General features: G+C 59.8%; 19 protein-coding genes. 13 read left to right on the forward strand and 6 right to left on the reverse strand.

Going from position 1 to position 17,633, the window contains the following annotated elements:
* Positions 1-98 precede the first annotated feature (98 nt).
* Positions 99-683 (reverse strand): NUDIX domain-containing protein, encoded by a 585-nt coding sequence (locus BJF91_RS22350; protein ID WP_075616732.1) that lies wholly within the window; start codon positions 681-683, stop codon positions 99-101.
* Positions 680-2,794 (reverse strand): molybdopterin-containing oxidoreductase family protein, encoded by a 2,115-nt coding sequence (locus tag BJF91_RS22355; RefSeq protein ID WP_083943439.1) that lies wholly within the window; start codon positions 2,792-2,794, stop codon positions 680-682. The genes BJF91_RS22350 and BJF91_RS22355 overlap by 4 nt, the downstream gene beginning before the upstream one ends.
* 74 nt (positions 2,795-2,868) lie before the next feature.
* On the opposite strand from BJF91_RS22355, the gene BJF91_RS22360 reads away from it, so the two are divergent.
* Positions 2,869-3,720 (forward strand): 23S rRNA (adenine(2030)-N(6))-methyltransferase RlmJ, encoded by an 852-nt coding sequence (locus tag BJF91_RS22360; RefSeq protein WP_075616734.1) that lies wholly within the window; start codon positions 2,869-2,871, stop codon positions 3,718-3,720.
* Positions 3,721-3,772: 52 nt separating this feature from the next.
* Positions 3,773-4,369, forward strand: coding sequence for a glutathione S-transferase family protein (locus tag BJF91_RS22365; RefSeq protein ID WP_075616735.1), 597 nt, complete (start codon positions 3,773-3,775; stop codon positions 4,367-4,369).
* Between the two features lie 129 nt (positions 4,370-4,498).
* Here the strand turns inward: BJF91_RS22365 and BJF91_RS22370 are convergent, their stop codons facing one another.
* On the reverse strand, positions 4,499-5,137 hold the full coding sequence (locus BJF91_RS22370) for an outer membrane protein (RefSeq protein ID WP_075616736.1): 639 nt from the start codon (positions 5,135-5,137) through the stop codon (positions 4,499-4,501).
* A 405-nt stretch (positions 5,138-5,542) separates the two neighbouring features.
* On the opposite strand from BJF91_RS22370, the gene BJF91_RS22375 reads away from it, so the two are divergent.
* The 5 genes from BJF91_RS22375 to BJF91_RS22395 all read left to right on the forward strand — a co-directional run bounded on the left by BJF91_RS22375 (position 5,543) and on the right by BJF91_RS22395 (position 9,933).
* Positions 5,543-6,313 carry an SDR family oxidoreductase gene (locus BJF91_RS22375; protein WP_075616737.1) on the forward strand — a complete coding sequence of 257 codons (771 nt, stop codon included), beginning with the start codon at positions 5,543-5,545 and terminating at the stop codon, positions 6,311-6,313.
* Positions 6,310-8,337: an excinuclease ABC subunit UvrC gene (uvrC, locus tag BJF91_RS22380; RefSeq protein ID WP_075616738.1), complete on the forward strand. Its 2,028-nt coding sequence runs from the start codon at positions 6,310-6,312 to the stop codon at positions 8,335-8,337. The genes BJF91_RS22375 and uvrC overlap by 4 nt, the downstream gene beginning before the upstream one ends.
* A gap of 276 nt (positions 8,338-8,613) precedes the next feature.
* Positions 8,614-9,204: a CDP-diacylglycerol--glycerol-3-phosphate 3-phosphatidyltransferase gene (gene pgsA / locus BJF91_RS22385; RefSeq protein WP_075616739.1), complete on the forward strand. Its 591-nt coding sequence runs from the start codon at positions 8,614-8,616 to the stop codon at positions 9,202-9,204.
* Positions 9,201-9,458 (forward strand): molybdopterin converting factor subunit 1, encoded by a 258-nt coding sequence (gene moaD, locus BJF91_RS22390; protein WP_075616740.1) that lies wholly within the window; start codon positions 9,201-9,203, stop codon positions 9,456-9,458. Before pgsA ends, moaD begins: the two co-directional genes overlap by 4 nt.
* 4 nt (positions 9,459-9,462) lie before the next feature.
* Entirely contained in the window at positions 9,463-9,933 is a 471-nt protein-coding gene (locus BJF91_RS22395; RefSeq protein ID WP_075616741.1) for a molybdenum cofactor biosynthesis protein MoaE, read from the forward strand.
* Here BJF91_RS22395 and BJF91_RS22400 read toward each other — a convergent pair.
* Complete coding sequence (locus tag BJF91_RS22400; RefSeq protein WP_075616742.1) at positions 9,923-10,822, reverse strand: branched-chain amino acid ABC transporter permease; 900 nt, start codon at positions 10,820-10,822, stop codon at positions 9,923-9,925. The genes BJF91_RS22395 and BJF91_RS22400 overlap by 11 nt on opposite strands.
* Positions 10,823-10,893: 71 nt before the next feature.
* Between BJF91_RS22400 and BJF91_RS22405 the strand changes: the two genes are divergently transcribed.
* Together BJF91_RS22405 and BJF91_RS22410 are read left to right on the forward strand one after the other, a co-directional pair.
* Entirely contained in the window at positions 10,894-11,472 is a 579-nt protein-coding gene (locus BJF91_RS22405) for a CGNR zinc finger domain-containing protein (RefSeq protein WP_075616743.1), read from the forward strand.
* Positions 11,469-12,002: a hypothetical protein gene (locus tag BJF91_RS22410; RefSeq protein ID WP_075616744.1), complete on the forward strand. Its 534-nt coding sequence runs from the start codon at positions 11,469-11,471 to the stop codon at positions 12,000-12,002. The genes BJF91_RS22405 and BJF91_RS22410 overlap by 4 nt, the downstream gene beginning before the upstream one ends.
* Before the next feature lie 76 nt (positions 12,003-12,078).
* Here the strand turns inward: BJF91_RS22410 and ndk are convergent, their stop codons facing one another.
* Positions 12,079-12,501, reverse strand: coding sequence for a nucleoside-diphosphate kinase (gene ndk / locus BJF91_RS22415; protein WP_075616745.1), 423 nt, complete (start codon positions 12,499-12,501; stop codon positions 12,079-12,081).
* 200 nt (positions 12,502-12,701) lie between these two features.
* Between ndk and BJF91_RS22420 the strand changes: the two genes are divergently transcribed.
* Both BJF91_RS22420 and BJF91_RS22425 read left to right on the forward strand, forming a co-directional pair.
* Entirely contained in the window at positions 12,702-13,532 is an 831-nt protein-coding gene (locus tag BJF91_RS22420) for a helix-turn-helix transcriptional regulator (RefSeq protein WP_139310821.1), read from the forward strand.
* A 130-nt stretch (positions 13,533-13,662) separates the two neighbouring features.
* Complete coding sequence (locus tag BJF91_RS22425; RefSeq protein ID WP_083943440.1) at positions 13,663-14,223, forward strand: YbhB/YbcL family Raf kinase inhibitor-like protein; 561 nt, start codon at positions 13,663-13,665, stop codon at positions 14,221-14,223.
* Positions 14,224-14,252: 29 nt separating this feature from the next.
* Here BJF91_RS22425 and BJF91_RS22430 read toward each other — a convergent pair whose 3' ends face one another.
* Positions 14,253-14,936, reverse strand: a complete 684-nt coding sequence (locus BJF91_RS22430) for a glutathione S-transferase family protein (protein ID WP_075616747.1) — start codon at positions 14,934-14,936, stop codon at positions 14,253-14,255.
* 177 nt (positions 14,937-15,113) lie between these two features.
* Here BJF91_RS22430 and BJF91_RS22435 point away from each other — a divergent pair, with 177 nt between their 5' ends.
* Together BJF91_RS22435 and BJF91_RS22440 are read left to right on the forward strand one after the other, a co-directional pair.
* Positions 15,114-15,617 carry a DinB family protein gene (locus BJF91_RS22435; protein WP_075616748.1) on the forward strand — a complete coding sequence of 168 codons (504 nt, stop codon included), beginning with the start codon at positions 15,114-15,116 and terminating at the stop codon, positions 15,615-15,617.
* Positions 15,618-15,659: 42 nt separating this feature from the next.
* Positions 15,660-17,543 carry an ABC-F family ATP-binding cassette domain-containing protein gene (locus tag BJF91_RS22440; RefSeq protein ID WP_075616749.1) on the forward strand — a complete coding sequence of 628 codons (1,884 nt, stop codon included), beginning with the start codon at positions 15,660-15,662 and terminating at the stop codon, positions 17,541-17,543.
* Positions 17,544-17,633: the final 90 nt, after the last annotated feature.

Raw genomic sequence — 17,633 nt, forward strand, 5'->3', positions numbered from 1 at the left:
AATGTATATTGTTAACTTGCGCAAGCGCTAGGGCTCACGACAGACCGACACGGTCGCGTGATCTCAGCCGCTTTTGCGAAAAAAGGCGCGTTCTGGTCTCAGCGCAGATTGAGCGCCGCCCATTGCAACAGCATGATCGTCTTGCCGTCGACGATCTCGCCACGGCCGATCATCTCGACCGCTTCAGCCAGTGGCAGTTCCACCAGCTCCAGGTCTTCATGCTCTTCCTCAAGCCCGCCACCCTTGGAAAGCTTCTGTGCGTCCGTGATCTCGCTGTAGAAAAAGTGGATCTTCTCGGTAACCGCGCCCGGCGACATATAGGCGGTGAACAGGAAGCGCGGCTCGCCGATGTGATAGCCGGTTTCCTCCACCACTTCGCGGGTCACGGCATCCTTCGCTGCCTCGCCATCGGTCATGCCGGCCGGCACTTCCAGAATGAACGGCTTGTCGCCCATCATATAGGCGGGGATGCGGAACTGACGCACCAGGAGCGTTGTCTTTTTCAAGGGATCGTAGAGCAGAATCGCCACCGCATGACCACGGTCGAACACTTCCCAGCTCAGCCGCTTGGTGCTGCCATCCGGCTTAACATAGTCGAACACCATCTTGCGCAGATGGCTCCAGCCCTTCCACAGCGTCTTGTCCTCGACGACGGTGATGGACGTCTCGTCAAACTTGCTCATGATGCTTTTACCCAGACCTTGTTGTCATGAAAGGCGGCCCCGCCATGGGGGGCCGGTGCGTCGGCGCCGGTCAGGACATTGATGCCCTCGCCATCGAGATGCGCCTTGTTGGGCCAGAGGCCTTCGGCTACCAGCACGCCCGGCTTTACCGCTTGCGTGATTTCGGCATGAATGCGCAGCGACCCGCGGCGGTTGCCGAGCGTCACCACGTCGCCGGAGACAATACCAAGGCTCGCGGCATCGGCGGGATTGATCATCACCTGCGGCCGACCCTCCTTGTCACGGGAGGTCTTGGTTTCGGCAAAGGTAGAATTGAGGAAATTGCGCGCCGGCGAAGTCGCCAGCCGGAACGGATGCTCGGCATCGGCAAGCTCGATCACGTTGATCTGATCGGGGAACATGGGCAGATCAGCGACAGGACCGAACGAGCCCAGCACCTTCGGCGGCTTGTTGGGCGCAGGCGTGCCTTCCCAATCGGGCCGGAAGCGGAATTTTCCGTCGGGATGGGCAAATCCGTTGAGATAATGCGCTTCTTCGAAACCCGGCTGGCAATCCAGCCATTTTTCCTCGGCAAAGAAGCTGAAGTCCGGACGCCCGCTGGCGGCTAGCATGTGATCGATATGTTCGCGCTCGCTTAAGCCGAAGCCCGGCAGATGCACAACGCCCAGCCGCTTTGCCAATTCATCGATCACGAAGAGATTGGTGCGCACCGTCTCCGGCGGCTCGACCAGTTTCGGGCCAAGCAGCATATGGCTCTGGCCGCCACCGCGATAGAAATCGTCATGCTCGACAAACATGGTGGCCGGCAGCACGATATCGGCAAGCTCGGCAGTCTCGGTCATGAACTGCTCGTGCACAGCAACGAACAGGTCGTCTCGCAGAAAACCTTGCTTCACCAGCCGCTGTTCCGGCGCGACATTTACCGGATTGGTGTTCTGGATCAGCATGGCCGTCACAGGGCCGCGATGGCGCAGTGCCTCAGCATCCCCAGTCAGCACCCGGCCGATCTGGGACTGGTCGAGCATGCGGATATCAGGATCGACGAAAGCCGTGCCCATCAGCTCGGCCTTGTTGAGCTTGAAAATATCGCTGTTGGAGTGGAAGGCGCCGCCGCCTTCGTATTGCCAGCTGCCGAGCACGGTGGCCAGCGAGAGTGCCGCATGCATGGAGACAGCACCGTTGCGGCTGCGGGTAAAGCCATAGCCCAAGCGGAAGAAGGTCTTTTTCGTCGCACCGACGAGCTTGGCGAAGGCCTCGATCTCCTCGACCGACAGACCAGTGATATCAGCCGCCCATTGCGGCGTCTTGTCCTTGAGATGCGCTTCGAGACCGGCCGGATCATCGGCAAATTTTGCCATATAGGCGCTGTCGGCATAGCCGTCGCGGAAGGCGACATGCATGGTGGCGCAGGCCAGCGCCGCATCGGTGCCGGGACGCAGAATAAGGCCCATATCGGCCTGCTTCATCGTCGGATTGTCGTAGACATCGATGACGACGATCTTGGCGCCCCGGTTTTTGCGGGCTGCCACCGCATGGGTCATGACATTGACCTGGGTTGCGACAGCATTGGTGCCCCAGATGACCACGCAATCGGAGACCGCCATTTCACGCGGATCAGGGCCGCGCAGCGTGCCCGTGCCCATGACATAGCCGGTCCAGGCGAGATTGGTGCAGATCGAGCCGAAAAAGCCGGAATATTTCTTGGCATGACGCAGCCGCTCGATCGAGTCTCGCTGCACCTGGCCCATGGTGCCAGCGTAGAAATAGGGCCAGACCGCTTCAGTGCCATGGGCAGCCTCTGCCTTGACGAAGGCATTGGCGATTTCGTCCAGGGCATCGTCCCAGGATACGTCCTGCCAGCGCCCCTCGCCCTTTGCGCCAGCCCGGCGCTTCGGTTTCAGCAGCCGATCGGGATGGTACAGGCGCTCGGCATAGCGGGCGACCTTGGCGCAGATCACGCCGGCGGTGTAGCTATTGTCGCGCGCACCGCGCATGCGTCCGATGCGGCCGTCGGGGGCAAGATCCACCTCCAGCGCGCAGGTGGATGGACAGTCATGCGGACAGGCCGTATGACCGGTGGACTGTTTGAAGGCGGAGCTGACGATATTCATGGCAGAGTTATAGGCGAAGGCCCGCAGCCTCAAAAGCCCTATTCAAAAAATTCACCGAACCATCGGAAACGCGCATGAATTATCGCCACATCTACCACGCAGGCAATTTCGCTGACGTGCTCAAGCACGCAGTGCTGGCGCGGCTGATCGTTTATCTGCAGCAGAAGGACAAGGCGTTTCGGGTGCTGGATACCCATGCCGGCATCGGGCTCTACGATCTCTCCTCGACAGAAGCGCAAAAGACCGGCGAATGGCAAGATGGCATCGGCAAATTGCTTGAGGCCCAGCTGACGCCTGCGGCCGCCGAGGTTCTGAAACCCTATCTGGATGCCGTGCGGGCACTCAATCCCGAAGGCGGTATCGACCGCTATCCCGGCTCGCCGAAACTGGCACGCGACCTGTTTCGCCCGCAAGATCGTCTGTCGGCCATGGAGCTGCATCCCGACGATTCGCGTGCGCTGGCCCGGCTGTTCGAGGGTGATTATCAGGTGCGCGTCACCGAGCTGGATGGCTGGCTGGCGCTTGGTGCACATCTGCCGCCGAAAGAAAAGCGCGGCATCGTGCTGGTCGATCCGCCCTTCGAACTGGATGGGGAGTACGAGCGGCTGGTTGACGGTCTTGTCAAGGCGCATCGTCGATTCGGCAATGGCGTCTACTGCCTCTGGTATCCGATCAAGAAGGGTGCACCGATTGCCGCCTTCCACGAGGCGCTGAAGGAAAGCGGCATCCCTAAAATGCTTTGCGCCGAATTGTCGGTCAAAAGCGATCGGGATCTGACCGGTCTATCCGGCTCCGGCCTTATCGTCGTCAACCCACCCTTCACGCTGAAGGACGAAATGCATGCGCTGCTGCCCGAACTGAAAAGAGTCCTGGCGCAGGACCGGTATGCCTCGCAACGCTGCTTCTGGCTGCGCGGCGAAGAATGAGCCTCCCCATTCACATCAATATCACCCCATCTCAATCGCACAGGACCAAGTCATGAAGCTGCTTTATGCTCCCGCCTCGCCTTATTCCTCCAAAGTGCGGATGGCCGCCCGCGCCGTCGGCATCAAGCTCGAGGAGGTCAAGGTCGACACATCAACCAATCCGGCGGAACTGGTCGGCGCCAACCCGCTCGGCAAGATCCCGACGCTGATTGCCGATGATGGCCGGGCCGTATTCGACAGCCGCGCCATCATGCACTATCTCGACCGTGTCTCGGGCGGCGGCCTCTATCCGAAGAAGGACGAAAAGCGCACCGAGGCCGAGCTGCTGGAATCGCTTTGCGACGGCATCACCGATTGCCTGCTTGCCATCGTCTATGAAAAGCGCATGCATCCACCGGAAAAGGTGCACCAGCCCTATATCGATCGCCAGTGGGAAAAGGTGACGCGCGGCCTCGACTATCTCGAAGCCCATATGCCGAAGACCGGCAAGAAGCTGCACGGCGGTCATTTTTCCATGGCCGGCCTCGTCGGCTATCTCATGCTGCGCTTCCCTGGCGAATGGGAGGACGGCCGGGTCGCGTTGACCGAATGGCCGGCGCTCTTTGCCAAAAAATTCGAGGACTACCAGCTGCTTCGCCCGCAGGCTTGAACCAGATATAGCGCCGTGCGTTTCATAAAACGCATGGCGCTGCGTTCGCCGACAGGCCAAACGCCAAACCACAAACAAAAAAGCCCGGCGGTAAAGCCGGGCTCTTTTTATAAATACTGATCGAGCAGATCAGAACTTCATGCCGATACCAACCTTGACGCTCTGGTCGTCGAAGCCACGCGATACCTTGGAACCACCGATGTTGTAGTCCTTGTTCTGGTAATCGGTGTAGCGATATTCGACGCGGGTGGTGATGTTATTGGTCACCATAGCTTCGACACCGGCACCAACCGTGTAGCCGAGAGCAGCCTTGTTGTCGGAACCGCCGGCGCCGGAAATCTTGGTGTCGGCAGCAGCAACACCGGCCGTGCCGTAAACCATGAACGGGTTCAGATCGTAACCAACGCGGCCACGGATCGAGCCGTTAACGCCTTCCTTGCCGGTCAGGCCTGCGCCCGAGCGGCTGTCATGGCCATCATAACCGATATCGGCTTCACCACCGTAAACGATCTTGTCGTTCTGCATGTTGTAGCCGCCATAGATCTGGCCGCCGAATGCACGGGCGCTGAAGTTGCTGCCGTGCGAACGGCCCATGGTGTAGGTGCCTGCACCACCGACATAGGCGCCGGCCCAGTTGCTGACCGGAGCAGGCATATCGACGGCAGCCGGAGCTTCCGGAACTGACATAACGGCATCGGCAGCCTGAGCGCCGGTGACGAGGGAAAGACCGGCAGACGATGCCAGCAAGATCATAACGAGTGTACGCATACCAAATTCTCCTTCATTGACCGAACCGTGCCGACGCTATCGTCTCTGCCGGTCCGAATACTTGCACGGATGTCCCTGCCCGCTTCAGTCTGGAAAATGGCCCTCAATTGCGGAATTGGAAGAGCCGAATTGTGAAATATTTTAGGCAAACACTAGGCAAAATTTAGACGTTGCTTTCGCGCAACAGGTGATTTGTTAACCATAACAAATCGTAAACGCAGAATTACTATTCGTGATTGACGTTTTACTTTGGAAAACGTCACCCACGGACAAAAACCAGATTGTCAGAATTCGAAAAATCGCGGCCTTCAATAAGTCTTGCCGAGACATATATCTGAGCTGTCACCTCAGGTGGCGCCAGAGCTGCTTTCCTAACCGCCCCGGCCATAACAAAAGGTGAAGACAATGCCCGCCCCTTCCGCACCAAAAACGGCTCTCATCACCGCCTCCGCCAAGAGGATCGGCAAGGCGATTGCCGAAGACCTGGTCGCCCATGGCTTTGCAGTCGCCATTCACAGTCATAACTCACTTGCCGAGGCAGAAACTCTGGTCCAGGAGATAAGTTCCCGTGGGGGCAAGGCTGTGGCCCTGCAGGCGGATCTGCGCGACCTAAAGGCGACAGAGACGCTCGTTGAGCGGGCGGCAGCCGTGCTTGGCCCAATCGGCTTGCTGGTCAACAATGCTTCGATCTTTCTAGACGACAAGGCAGAGCAGTTCGACGCCGAGACGTTTGCCGCACATTTCGACATTCATGTCCGGGCGCCAGCAATCCTCTCGGCGGCCTTTCACAAGCAGTTGCCCCTGGATGGCGAGGGTCTGATCGTCAATATTATTGACCAGCGCGTCCTTGCTCTCAAGCCGACCTTCTTTTCCTATACGCTGTCGAAATCCACCCTCTGGACGGCAACGCGGACGATGGCGCAAGCTTTCGCACCGCAGATCCGGGTCAATGCCATCGGCCCCGGCCCGTCGCTGAAAAGCGAGCGGCAGGCGCAGGCGGATTTTCAGGCGCAGATCGACAGCGTGCCGCTGAAGCGCGGACCAGAGCTCGAGGAATTCGGACGCACCATCCGCTTTCTTTTTGACACGCCGTCGATCACCGGCCAAATGATCGCACTCGATGGCGGCCAGCATCTGCTTTGGCCCGGCGCAAATGGCATGGAGATTGCGGAATGACACCAGGGAAGCAGCCGGAAGGCGGCATTCTCTACGACGGCACTGAAGAGGACGACGACGACCAGGCGGTGGACGCCAGCGTCGCCGCCGTTCTGCCTGACATCGACTGGAACGAAGGCGCCCTGCATGGCAGCGGCCTGACCGGCGCCGACCTGATCGCCGAATTCGTCAAGAAGCTGCCCAACAGCCCTGGCGTCTACCGGATGATGAACGGTGACGGCGACGTGCTCTACGTCGGCAAGGCCCGCAGCCTGAAAAAGCGGGTCAGCAACTATGCGCAAGGGCGGCTGCATTCCAACCGGCTGACGCGGATGGTGCGCGAAACCGCGCATATGGAATTCGTCACGACCCGCACCGAGGTCGAGGCGCTTCTGCTGGAAGCCAACCTGATCAAGCGGCTGCGCCCGCGCTTCAACGTGCTTTTGCGCGACGACAAGAGCTTTCCCTATATCCTGATAACCGGCGATGCCCGGGCACCGGCCATCTACAAGCATCGTGGCGCGCGCGCGCGCAAAGGTGACTATTTCGGCCCCTTTGCCTCCGCTGGCGCGGTCGGGCGCACGATCAATTCGCTGCAACGCGCCTTTCTTCTGAGAACCTGCACCGACAGCGTGTTCGAGAGCCGCACGCGGCCCTGTCTTCTCTACCAGATCAAGCGCTGTTCCGGTCCCTGCACCCATGAGATCGACGATGCCGCCTATGGCGTGCTGGTCAAGGAGGCCAAGGATTTCCTCTCGGGCAAGAGCCAGAACGTTAAGGAAGCCATGGCGCGGGCCATGAACGAGGCGGCGGAAGAGCTGGATTTCGAGCGCGCCGCCGTGTTCCGCGACCGGCTGGCCGGGCTGTCGCATGTGCAGAGCCATCAAGGCATCAATCCGGCCGGGGTCGAGGAAGCCGATATCTTCGCCATCCATCACGAGGGCGGCCTCACCTGTATCCAGGTGTTCTTTTTCAGGACCGGGCAGAACTGGGGCAACCGCGCCTATTTCCCCAAGGCCGATCCCCAGATGACCAGCGCCGAAGTACTCAGCGCCTTTCTGGCACAGTTCTACGACGACAAGCCCTGCCCGCGGCAAGTGCTGCTGTCGGAGGGGATTGACGAGCAGGATCTTCTGGGCATGGCGCTCAGCGAAAAGGCTGGCTACAAAGTCACGATCCTGGTGCCGCAGCGTGGCGAGAAGAAGGATCTGGTCGAGCACGTGCATGGGAATGCCCGCGAGGCCCATGGCCGCAAGCTGGCGGAAACCGCTTCGCAGGAACGGCTGCTGAAAGGGTTTGCCGAGACCTTCACCCTGTCTTATGTGCCGCGCCGTATCGAGATCTACGACAACTCCCACATCATGGGCACCAATGCCGTGGGCGGCATGGTGGTGGCCGGGCCGGAAGGCTTCGTGAAGGGCCAGTACCGCAAGTTCAACATCAAATCGACCGATATCACCCCCGGCGACGACTTCGGCATGATGCGCGAAGTGATGACCAGGCGGTTTTCCCGGCTGCTGAAGGAAGTGGGCAAGCCGGATCGCACAGCGCCTCCCGAGGACGGCGCCGATGCCGGTTTCCCGGCCTGGCCGGACGTTATCCTGATCGATGGCGGCCAGGGCCAGATGACCGCCGTGCGCGCTATTCTGAAGGAGCTCGACATTACCGATTGCGTCACCGCAATAGGCGTTGCCAAGGGCGTCGACCGCGATGCCGGCCGCGAGCGCTTTTTCGTAGCAGGCAAGCCTGATTTTACCCTGCCGCCGCGCGACCCCGTGCTCTACTTCATCCAGCGCATGCGGGACGAAGCGCATCGCTTTGCGATCGGCTCCCACAGGGCACGGCGCAAGAAGGAAATGATCAAGAACCCGCTCGACGAGATCGGCGGAATCGGCCCGACCCGCAAGCGGGCGCTGCTCCAGCATTTCGGCACCGCTAAAGCGGTTTCGCGCGCCGCGATGAGCGATTTGATGGCCGTCGACGGCATTTCAGAGACGGTTGCACGACAAATTTACAATCATTTCCACGAAAACACTGGCGATTGACGAGGGCGGGCACAAAATGGCCGTTTCGCTCCCGGAAGTACACTGGAACGGCTTGACGATCGACACTCCCTAGTGGAATGAATTTGACATTCGATACCAATTTGCCGCGATCTCGGCGATCGAATGTCAAATTCGAAAATTCCACTAGAATCATAAGTTTGCTAGTGGTCTCGAAGATTTTGACATTTGCTTTCGAGGGTGCTGCAAGCGCAAGCAAATGTCAAAATCAGACCACTAGCGCCATCTTCTCGCGCACCGCAACAAAGACAGGGCATCATGGCTTCGCGTACCTACAGCATTCCCAACCTGTTGACTTACGGCCGCATTCTCGCCGTGCCGTTGATCGTCCTGTGCTTTTATCTCGAAGGTAAGTTGCAGAGTACCGACTTTGCCCGCTGGGCGGCGCTGGCGATTTTCGTCATCGCCTCGATCACCGATTTCTTCGACGGCTATCTCGCCCGAATCTGGAACCAGACCTCCAATATCGGCCGAATGCTTGACCCGATCGCCGACAAGCTGCTGGTCTCCACCTGCCTGCTGCTGATGGCAGCCGATACGGAAAAGACCATTGCCGGCTGGTCGCTCTGGGCGGCGATCATCATCCTTTGCCGCGAAATTCTGGTTTCGGGCCTGCGCGAATATCTCGCCGGGCTGAAGGTGAGCGTTCCCGTGACGCGGATCGCCAAGTGGAAGACCACGGTGCAGATGGTAGCGCTCGCCTTCCTGCTGGCAGGCCCAGCCGGCGACAAGGTGCTGCCGCATACGACTCATATCGGCATCGGTCTGCTCTGGATCGCCGCCATCCTGACCATGTACACCGGCTATGACTATTTCAAAGCTGGCGTCAAACATATGGTAGACGAATGAGTATCAAACTCGTCTATTTCGCCTGGGTGCGGGAAAAGATTGGCCTCGACGAGGAAGAGATTGCATTGCCTGAACACGTTAAGACCGGGGCGGATCTGATCGCCTTCCTGGCCGGGCGCGGCGAAAATTATGCCGAGGCGCTGCAATTTCCAAATGCGATCAGGATTGCCGTCAACCAGGAACATGTCGAGCATGACGAACCGCTGGCCGGTGCGCGCGAAATCGGCCTGTTTCCGCCGATGACGGGTGGCTGAGACCATGGTTGCGCCTATGATCCGCGTGCAGCGGGAGGATTTCGACGCTGCAGCAGAAAGCGCTTCGATCACCGATGGCCGCCGGGATATCGGTGCCCTCGTGTCTTTCGTCGGCCTCTGCCGCGACGAACAGGGGCGGCTCGATGCTCTGGAGCTCGAACATTATCCGGGGATGGCCGAAGCCGAGATGACCAGGATCGCCAAGCTTGCCATCGAGCGTTTCGATCTTCTGGCGATGACCGTCATCCACCGCTTCGGCAAGATTGCCGGTGGCGAGCAGATCGTGCTTGTCATAGCCGCCTCCAGCCATCGCCAGGCCGCCTTTGACGGCGCCAATTTCGTGATGGATTTCCTGAAGACCGCCGCCCCCTTCTGGAAGAAGGAGCATGGCAAGGACGGTACAAGCGGCAACTGGGTCGCCGCCCGCGACGCCGACGATGCGGCGCGGGAGAAGTGGACCCAGGTTACGGAATGAGCCTTTCCCGGCGGCTGGCGATCAGCAGGATGACCAGTGAGCCGGTGATGACGAAATCCTTCCAGACAATTGGGCCGTAGCCACTCCAGAGCGTTTCGGCGAGTGCCACGGCTGCGGCTCCAAGCGCCGCATGCAGCGGATGCGATTGTCCGCCGGCCGCCGCGATTAAAGCCACTTTGACCCCGAAAACCAGGCCCGCGCTAAAATCCATCGTGCCGTAATAGGCGGTGGAGAGAATGGCGGCGATGGTGGCAAGCGCACCGGCGACCAGAAAGCCTGCAACAAACACCCTGTCGGCATCGACGCCGCAGAAGCGAGCGGCGAGCGGATCGTCGGCGACGGCACGCCAGAGGCGTCCGAGCCTTGAGACGCGCATGACAATGGCCGAGGTCACGATCAGCAGGACCATCATTCCGGTATTGACGATCTGCAAGACGGTAAGGCTGGCGGTAAAGCCATCGGCATTCTTCATCAGCACGACAGGCTGATTGAGAAAGGGCGACAGCCAGATATCCCGCGACCCAGAGGCCAGCCGCGCGGTTTCCGACAAGAGGATCAGCACGGCAAGCGACGCGACCAGCAGCGCATTGGAAGACTGGCGAAACAGCGGTCGCATCACATGACGGCCAATGAAGGCACTGGCGCCCAGCGCATAGGCCAGCGCCGCGACCGCTCCGAGCCCCAGCGACGCTGGCAGGATCAGATAATAGCGGTTCCAGCCGATATCGGTAAACAGTACGAAGATCTGCCCGGCGAAGGCGAAGAGCGCTCCAAAGGTGATATCTACCCGCCGTGTCATCCCGAAGGATAGCGCATAGCCGAAGGACAACAGGCCATAGAGCGCCGCCAATGGCAGGGCATTCAGCACCTGTTGCAACAGATAGGCCATGACGAACTCCGGCAGGACGGTCGAGAAGAATTATAACTGGTAAAACAGGTTTTACCAGTTATAATTCTTCTATGAGCTTTACTTGGACCCCTCACCGTTTTGCCGGCGGCGCGCTGGCGCTCGACGTCGCCAACAGCGTCATCTTGCGTTTCGATCCGGCGCGCAGCCTCGACCGATTTGCCGTGCCAGACCAGCTGGCAGCATTTGCGCCGGCGGCGATGCAGTTCTGTGCGGAGCGCGCCCTGTTCGAGCGGCTCGATCCTGTGCAGCCAGAGACGCTCGGTGGGTTCATGGACTTGAGGGAAGCGGTGGATCGGCACTTTCGCTGCGGAGCTGCGGGCACTGGTTCAGCTGAAGAAAAGCGGGAGACGCTGGCGGATATGCTGGAGGCGTCCGCAGCGATGCTGCGGGCTGCGACATCGGAGACGGCAATCGAGGCGGCGACAGCGCATTCCGCCCTTCGGCTTCTGGCTGAGGTGCCGCAGCAGCGGTTGAAGATTTGCGGCCATTGCGGCTGGCTGTTTCTCGACCGCAGCAAGAACCGCAGCCGCAACTGGTGCGACATGGCCGTCTGCGGCAACCGGGTCAAAGCCAGCCGCCACTACCGCCGCCAACTGCAACAAGTGGCACAAGGGGAGCAAGAGCAATGACGCGATATCGCCCAGGCCTCACCTTGCTGGCGCTCCTGGCTGCGCTCGCGATCCCAGCGGGCTGCCAGCGCAGCGAGAAGAACGAGCCGCTGAAAGTGTCTGGCAAAGTCTTCATCTTCAATTATCGGCTGGCCAGCGCCACCTATGTCCTGACGCTGGCGCGCAACGGCCCGCTACCGGATGAGAGCTTTGCCGAAACCCGTTATGAAGATCCTCGCGGCGGTCCGCCGCTGGTCACGCGGACCAAGATCTTCCCTTTCTGGGAGAAGATCGCGCTGGAAAGCCCGCCGGTGCATTGCGTCGTCAAGAACCGGCCCTATGTGATTTCGATCCGGATCGTGGACGCCAAGGACAGGTCGATCCAGACCATCGAGACCTCCCTGACCTCGACGCTCGACCAGACGATCCTGCCGGCCCGGCCCCTCGTCGTCGGGCCGATCTACACGCCCAATCCAGATGTGTTCAAGGCGGATGGCAGCCAGGACTTTTCGCCCGAGACCGATTGCCCAGCACCGGCGGCAAAGACGTGAAGACAAATAAAAAACCGGAGCCTTTCGGCCCCGGTTTTGCAGATCAAGCATTCGAGACTTATGTCTCGATCAGGCTTCAGCCGACGATTTCGGTGGCCGAGAACCAGTAAGCGATTTCTTCGGCAGCGGTTTCCGGAGCGTCGGAGCCGTGAACCGAGTTTTCACCGATCGACAGGGCGAACTGCTTGCGGATCGTGCCTTCAGCAGCCTGGGCCGGGTTGGTGGCGCCCATGATTTCGCGGTTCTTGAGGATGGCATTTTCGCCTTCGAGAACCTGAACGATGGTTGGGCCAGAGGTCATGCCTTCAACCAGTTCGCCGAAGAAGGGGCGTTCCTTGTGCACGGCGTAGAAGCCTTCGGCTTCGCGCTTGCTCATCCAGACGCGCTTGGAGGCGACGATGCGCAGACCGTTGTCTTCAAAAACCTTGGTGATCGCGCCCGTCAGGTTACGCTTGGTTGCATCCGGCTTGATCATCGAGAAGGTGCGTTCAATCGCCATCGTCGTGTCCTTTGTTCGTAAGGGAAAGTGGGCGGTTTCTACCCGCACCGATTCGCGAAAACAAGGGGGATGGACGATTTTCACGGAGCCGTCATAATAGCCGGTCTTCCAAAGAAGTATTATGCGTGCGGAAACGCTCATTAAACCATATCGAGAGCCGTCCCTTGCTCAATTGCCTTTCAAAGACCCAGACTCGCTTCGTGCGCAAGCTGAATGACATTGCGGCGCATGTCTCGATCATCCAGGCATCAACCGGCACGTTTCGGCATTTCACGGTCGATCAGCCTGTCATCATCCGTGTCCGGCGCGGCTGGAAACGGGCGATTACAAACGAGTTGTCGCTGGAGACCTGCTCCGGTGAGCTGATTTTTCTGCCGCAGGGACTGGAATGCACGATCGTCAACGCCGTGGACTCCCATGGGATCTATCACTGCGATGCCTACGCGCTTTCGCATGATCTTCTGAGGGAGTTTGCCAGACCTGAGCTATCCGCGCCGGTTCAGCCAAGCAAGGTTCACAGCGATCCGGATTTTCTCCTCGCTCTCGACCGCACGGAGGCCGCCATTCACGCTGACCGTAGCGATCAAGAGCAACTCAATCGCCATATCATCGGCGAACTGATCCTGCGATTGCAGTCCATGGGGATCAGGGTCGGCGCGCATGGAGAGCCGAGCCTCGTGCAGCGGATCAGGACGATCGTCAAACAAGACCCGTCCTCCGACTGGAGCAGCGACGCCCTGGCGGCACGGCTTGCCATCAGCCCGGCAACCTTGCGGCGGAAACTTGCAGCCCAGGCCACGAACCTCACCGACATTCTTGCCGATGTCAGGATGACGGCCGCCCTTGGCCTGCTGCAGTCGACGGATATGCCGATCAACAGGATCGCGCTCGACGTGGGCTACGAATCCGCCTCCAAATTTGCCGCCCGGTTCCGCAACAGGTTTGGCTTGTCGCCCCATGAAATTCGGGTGCCGCAGGGGACGATTGAGCAATCCGGAGCGGAAATTGAGCGTTCGGGAGCCGCGCTGTAATCGGACGATCTCTACAACAGAGGGGCCATCTGGCGATGAGCGTTTCCGAAAGATCGGAATGCTATCGTCTTTACGCTAGCCCTTTTGCTTGCCCCCTTTGACCCGGAGCAAGTCCTTCTGGAGAGCCTTCATGCCTTCGATCCGTCACGCCCTGATCGCATTTTCAACCACCTGCCTGCTGGCGGCATTCACCGGTCCCAGCATGGCCGGCGGTTTCACCTTGACCAGCCCCGACGCGAAAGACGGCGGTACGCTCAGCGAACAGCAGGTGAGCAACGTGTTTGGCTGCACCGGCGGCAATCGCTCCCCTGCCCTTGAATGGAGCGGCGCGCCTGCGGATACCAAGAGCTTTGTCGTCAGTCTCTACGATATGGATGCCCCGACCGGCTCTGGCTTCTGGCACTGGGTGATGTTCGATATTCCCGCTGACGTCCATAAACTCGATGTGGGCATAACCGCCGACAAGGGCGCCCCGCAAGGCGCCATCCAGAGCCGGGCGGATGCCGGCGTGCCCGCCTATCTCGGCGCCTGCCCGCCTCCGGGCCAGAAGCACCGCTACGTCTTTACCGTCACTGCGCTGAAGGTCGACAAACTGCCGCTCGACAGCTCCGCCAGCGGCGCCCTGATCGGCTTCATGGGCAATGCCAATGCCCTTGCCAAAGCGACGATTACGACGACCTACGGACGTTAAATCCCACGGGCCAAACTTCGGCGGTGACGTCAGGCGACCTTGCGCCCGGCACCGTCGAAGAGGTCGAGGCAGCGTTCGAACCAATCCAGCGCCTTGTCATCTTGCGGTAGATGCACGGAGCCGGTCGTCACCTTCAGCCACTGCAGGGCTCCGAAGACAATGTAGTCGGCAAACAGCGGCTTTTCACCGCCGATGAAGGGCTGGGAGCGAAGCATGTGCCGCAGCGCCTGCAATTTGGCGGGAAAGGCGGCGATCGCGCCGTCCCGGTCAGGGAATACCTCTTCCAGCGGTTTGCCGAACAGCGCCTCGCGAGTCTTGCGGAAATGCGCCTGATCGGCGGGCGCGAGGATATTATAAATATCCATCAGCGCGATAGCACTGATGGCCGGGTGGATGGTGGTCTGGGAATAGCCTTCGACGAAACGGGCCATGGCCTTGCCCCCCTCGCCGCGAAACAGGCTCGGCCGGTCTGGATAGGCTTCCTCCAGATGCAGCGCGATCTGGAAGCTGTCGGATACAAGCTTATCGCCATCCCGCAGGATCGGCACCGTCTTGGAAAAACCGCCTTCGACCTCAGAAATTTCGGTGAAGGCCAGCGGCTTTTCTTCGAAATCCAGATCCTTGTGGCGCAGTGCCAGCACGATCTTCCAGCAATGCGGTGAAAACGGACGGCTGCGATCGGCACCGGCGAGCGAGTAGAGAATGGTCGTCATCGATATCTCCATGATGGCTACAAACTTCAGCCGAGAACGACAGCAAAATCAAATCAGGAATTTTCATGGCTCCCATCACCCCCCTGTGGCGGAAGCAATGTTAGATTGGACTCAAAGCCGTGAAGGCCAGCCCAGCCGACACCTGAAACCGAAGAGACCGACAACGAGGATTGAAGCATGATCGACCATTGGACGATGTTTGCGGGTTATAATGCCTGGGTCAATCAGAAGCTCTACGAGGCGGCATCCACACTGAGCGAGGAAGAACTGCACCGCGATACCGGCGCGTTCTTTAAGTCCCTGTTCGGCACGCTCAGCCATCTCGTCGTCGCCGATCAGATCTGGATGCAGCGACTGACTGGCGAGGGTCCGAGCCATCAGCGGCTGGACGACCGCCCCTGCCCTGACCTCGCCAGCCTTGCCGAAGAAAGACGAGCGACCGATGCCCGGATTGTCGCCTATTGCGCGGCTCTGACACCGGAGCAGCTGGCAGACGATATCGAGTACCGGAGGATTACCACCCCTGATCTGGTACGGCAGAACCTCGGCCAGGTGCTGGCCCATCTGTTCAACCACCAGACCCATCATCGCGGCCAGGCGCATATGATTCTGACCGTGCTGGGCAAGCCGTCACTGGCGCTTGATCTTCCCTATTTCCAACGCTTGCAGAAGCCAGCATGACGGCTCTTGCGTTAGCGGCGCATATCCGCCAAAACGCGGACCATGATTACCATCAATGACGTCTCCGCCCGTATTGCAGGCCGCCTGCTGATTGACCATGCCAGCCTTTCGCTGCCCACAGGCACGAAGGCGGGCCTTGTCGGGCGCAATGGTGCCGGCAAATCCACGCTGTTTCGGGTGATAACCGGCGATCTCGCGTCGGAAAGCGGCTCGGTATCGATCCCGAAAAGTGCCCGGATCGGCCAGGTGGCGCAGGAAGCGCCGGGGACCGAAGACAGTTTGATTTCCATCGTGCTGTCCGCCGACAAGGAGCGCACGGCGCTTCTCGAGGAAGCCGAAACGGCTACCGATCCGAACCGGATTGCCGATATCCAGATGCGGCTCGTGGACATTGACGCCCATTCGGCCGAAGCGCGGGCATCCAGCATTCTCGCCGGCCTCGGTTTTGACCAAGCGGCGCAGCAGCGCCCGGCCTCGGCCTTTTCCGGCGGCTGGCGTATGCGCGTGGCGCTGGCCTCGGTGCTGTTTGCCGAGCCAGACCTGCTGCTGCTCGACGAACCCACCAACTATCTCGATCTTGAAGGCACGCTGTGGCTGGAAGATTACATCCGCCGCTATCCGCACACCGTCATCATCATCAGTCATGACCGCGATCTCCTCAACAACGCGGTCAATGCCATCGTCCATCTCGACCAGAAGAAACTGACCTTCTATCGCGGCGGCTACGACCAGTTCGAACGCCAGAAGGCCGAGAACGACGAATTGCAGATGAAGGCCAAGGCCAAGAACGATGCGGCACGCAAGCATCTGCAAAGCTTCATCGACCGCTTCAAGGCCAAGGCCACCAAAGCCAAGCAGGCCCAGAGCCGCGTCAAGGCGCTGGAGCGGATGGGCACGGTTGCCGCCGTGATAGAGGATCACGTTCAGCCGATCACCTTTCCGGAGCCGGAAAAGCAGCCGGCCTCGCCGATCATCGCCATCAACGGCGGCGCTGTCGGCTACGAGCCTAGCAAGCCGATCTTGAAGGGGCTCAATCTGCGCATCGATGCCGATGACCGCATCGCGCTCTTGGGCTCGAATGGCAACGGCAAATCGACCTTCGCCAAATTCATCTCCGGCCGCTTGGCGCCGGAAACCGGTGAATTGCGGCTGGCGCCCAGCCTGAAGATCGGTTTCTTCGCCCAGCACCAGCTGGATGACCTGGTCCCCGAGGACACGCCGGTCGAACATGTTCGCCGGCTGATGCCAGCTGCCCCGGAAGCCAAGGTGCGCGCCCGAGTCGCCCAGATGGGGCTGGCTACCGAGAAAATGTCGACCGCCGCCAAGGATCTGTCGGGCGGTGAGAAAGCTCGGCTGCTGATGGGGCTTGCCGCCTTCCATGCGCCGAACCTGCTGATCCTCGATGAGCCGACCAACCATCTCGACATCGACAGCCGCCGGGCGCTGATTGAGGCGCTGAACGACTATGAAGGCGCTGTCATCCTGATTTCCCATGATCGCCATCTGATTGAAGCGACGGTGGACCGGCTGTGGCTGGTCAATAACGGCACCGTCACCACATTCGAAGGCGACATGGAGGAATACCGCGATTTGATTGTCGCTTCGGGCAAAAAAAAAGACGAAAAAATTGAAATAACCGCAGAAGCAGCCACCAAAGCCGACCAGCGCAAGGCCAATGCCGAAAAACGCGCCAGCCTGGCGCCGCTCAAGAAAAAGATCAATGAAATCGAGTCCCTGACCAAGAAGCTGGAGACATTGATTCAAGCGCTTGATGTGGAACTTGCAGATCCATCCCTCTATGAGAAGAACCCGGCCAAGGCTGCGGAAAAGATCAAGCAACGCGGCGAGGCCGCCGCCAAGCTTGCTGACGCCGAGGAACAGTGGCTGGATTTATCGACACAATACGAAGACGCAATGGCGGGCTGACGGCGTCATTCAGTCAAGTCGAGCACAACTATAAAGTGAAATTAACCCTACTTCGCACCAAATCTGGTAGCCAACTTCCCCTTCGCTTTG

The organism is Gillisella taibaishanensis, from assembly GCF_001938985.1.
Lineage (GTDB): Bacteria > Pseudomonadota > Alphaproteobacteria > Rhizobiales > Rhizobiaceae > Allorhizobium > Allorhizobium taibaishanense.

What these genes read in the sequence shown, in the direction of transcription:
- BJF91_RS22350 (WP_075616732.1), bottom strand. Translation starts at nt 683, where the DNA reads ATGAGCAAGTTTGACGAGACGTCCATCACCGTCGTCGAGGACAAGACG.
- BJF91_RS22355 (WP_083943439.1), bottom strand. Translation starts at nt 2,794, where the DNA reads ATGAATATCGTCAGCTCCGCCTTCAAACAGTCCACCGGTCATACGGCC.
- BJF91_RS22360 (WP_075616734.1), top strand. Translation starts at nt 2,869, where the DNA reads ATGAATTATCGCCACATCTACCACGCAGGCAATTTCGCTGACGTGCTC.
- BJF91_RS22365 (WP_075616735.1), top strand. Translation starts at nt 3,773, where the DNA reads ATGAAGCTGCTTTATGCTCCCGCCTCGCCTTATTCCTCCAAAGTGCGG.
- BJF91_RS22370 (WP_075616736.1), bottom strand. Translation starts at nt 5,137, where the DNA reads ATGCGTACACTCGTTATGATCTTGCTGGCATCGTCTGCCGGTCTTTCC.
- BJF91_RS22375 (WP_075616737.1), top strand. Translation starts at nt 5,543, where the DNA reads ATGCCCGCCCCTTCCGCACCAAAAACGGCTCTCATCACCGCCTCCGCC.
- uvrC (WP_075616738.1), top strand. Translation starts at nt 6,310, where the DNA reads ATGACACCAGGGAAGCAGCCGGAAGGCGGCATTCTCTACGACGGCACT.
- pgsA (WP_075616739.1), top strand. Translation starts at nt 8,614, where the DNA reads ATGGCTTCGCGTACCTACAGCATTCCCAACCTGTTGACTTACGGCCGC.
- moaD (WP_075616740.1), top strand. Translation starts at nt 9,201, where the DNA reads ATGAGTATCAAACTCGTCTATTTCGCCTGGGTGCGGGAAAAGATTGGC.
- BJF91_RS22395 (WP_075616741.1), top strand. Translation starts at nt 9,463, where the DNA reads ATGGTTGCGCCTATGATCCGCGTGCAGCGGGAGGATTTCGACGCTGCA.
- BJF91_RS22400 (WP_075616742.1), bottom strand. Translation starts at nt 10,822, where the DNA reads ATGGCCTATCTGTTGCAACAGGTGCTGAATGCCCTGCCATTGGCGGCG.
- BJF91_RS22405 (WP_075616743.1), top strand. Translation starts at nt 10,894, where the DNA reads ATGAGCTTTACTTGGACCCCTCACCGTTTTGCCGGCGGCGCGCTGGCG.
- BJF91_RS22410 (WP_075616744.1), top strand. Translation starts at nt 11,469, where the DNA reads ATGACGCGATATCGCCCAGGCCTCACCTTGCTGGCGCTCCTGGCTGCG.
- ndk (WP_075616745.1), bottom strand. Translation starts at nt 12,501, where the DNA reads ATGGCGATTGAACGCACCTTCTCGATGATCAAGCCGGATGCAACCAAG.
- BJF91_RS22425 (WP_083943440.1), top strand. Translation starts at nt 13,663, where the DNA reads ATGCCTTCGATCCGTCACGCCCTGATCGCATTTTCAACCACCTGCCTG.
- BJF91_RS22430 (WP_075616747.1), bottom strand. Translation starts at nt 14,936, where the DNA reads ATGACGACCATTCTCTACTCGCTCGCCGGTGCCGATCGCAGCCGTCCG.
- BJF91_RS22435 (WP_075616748.1), top strand. Translation starts at nt 15,114, where the DNA reads ATGATCGACCATTGGACGATGTTTGCGGGTTATAATGCCTGGGTCAAT.
- BJF91_RS22440 (WP_075616749.1), top strand. Translation starts at nt 15,660, where the DNA reads ATGATTACCATCAATGACGTCTCCGCCCGTATTGCAGGCCGCCTGCTG.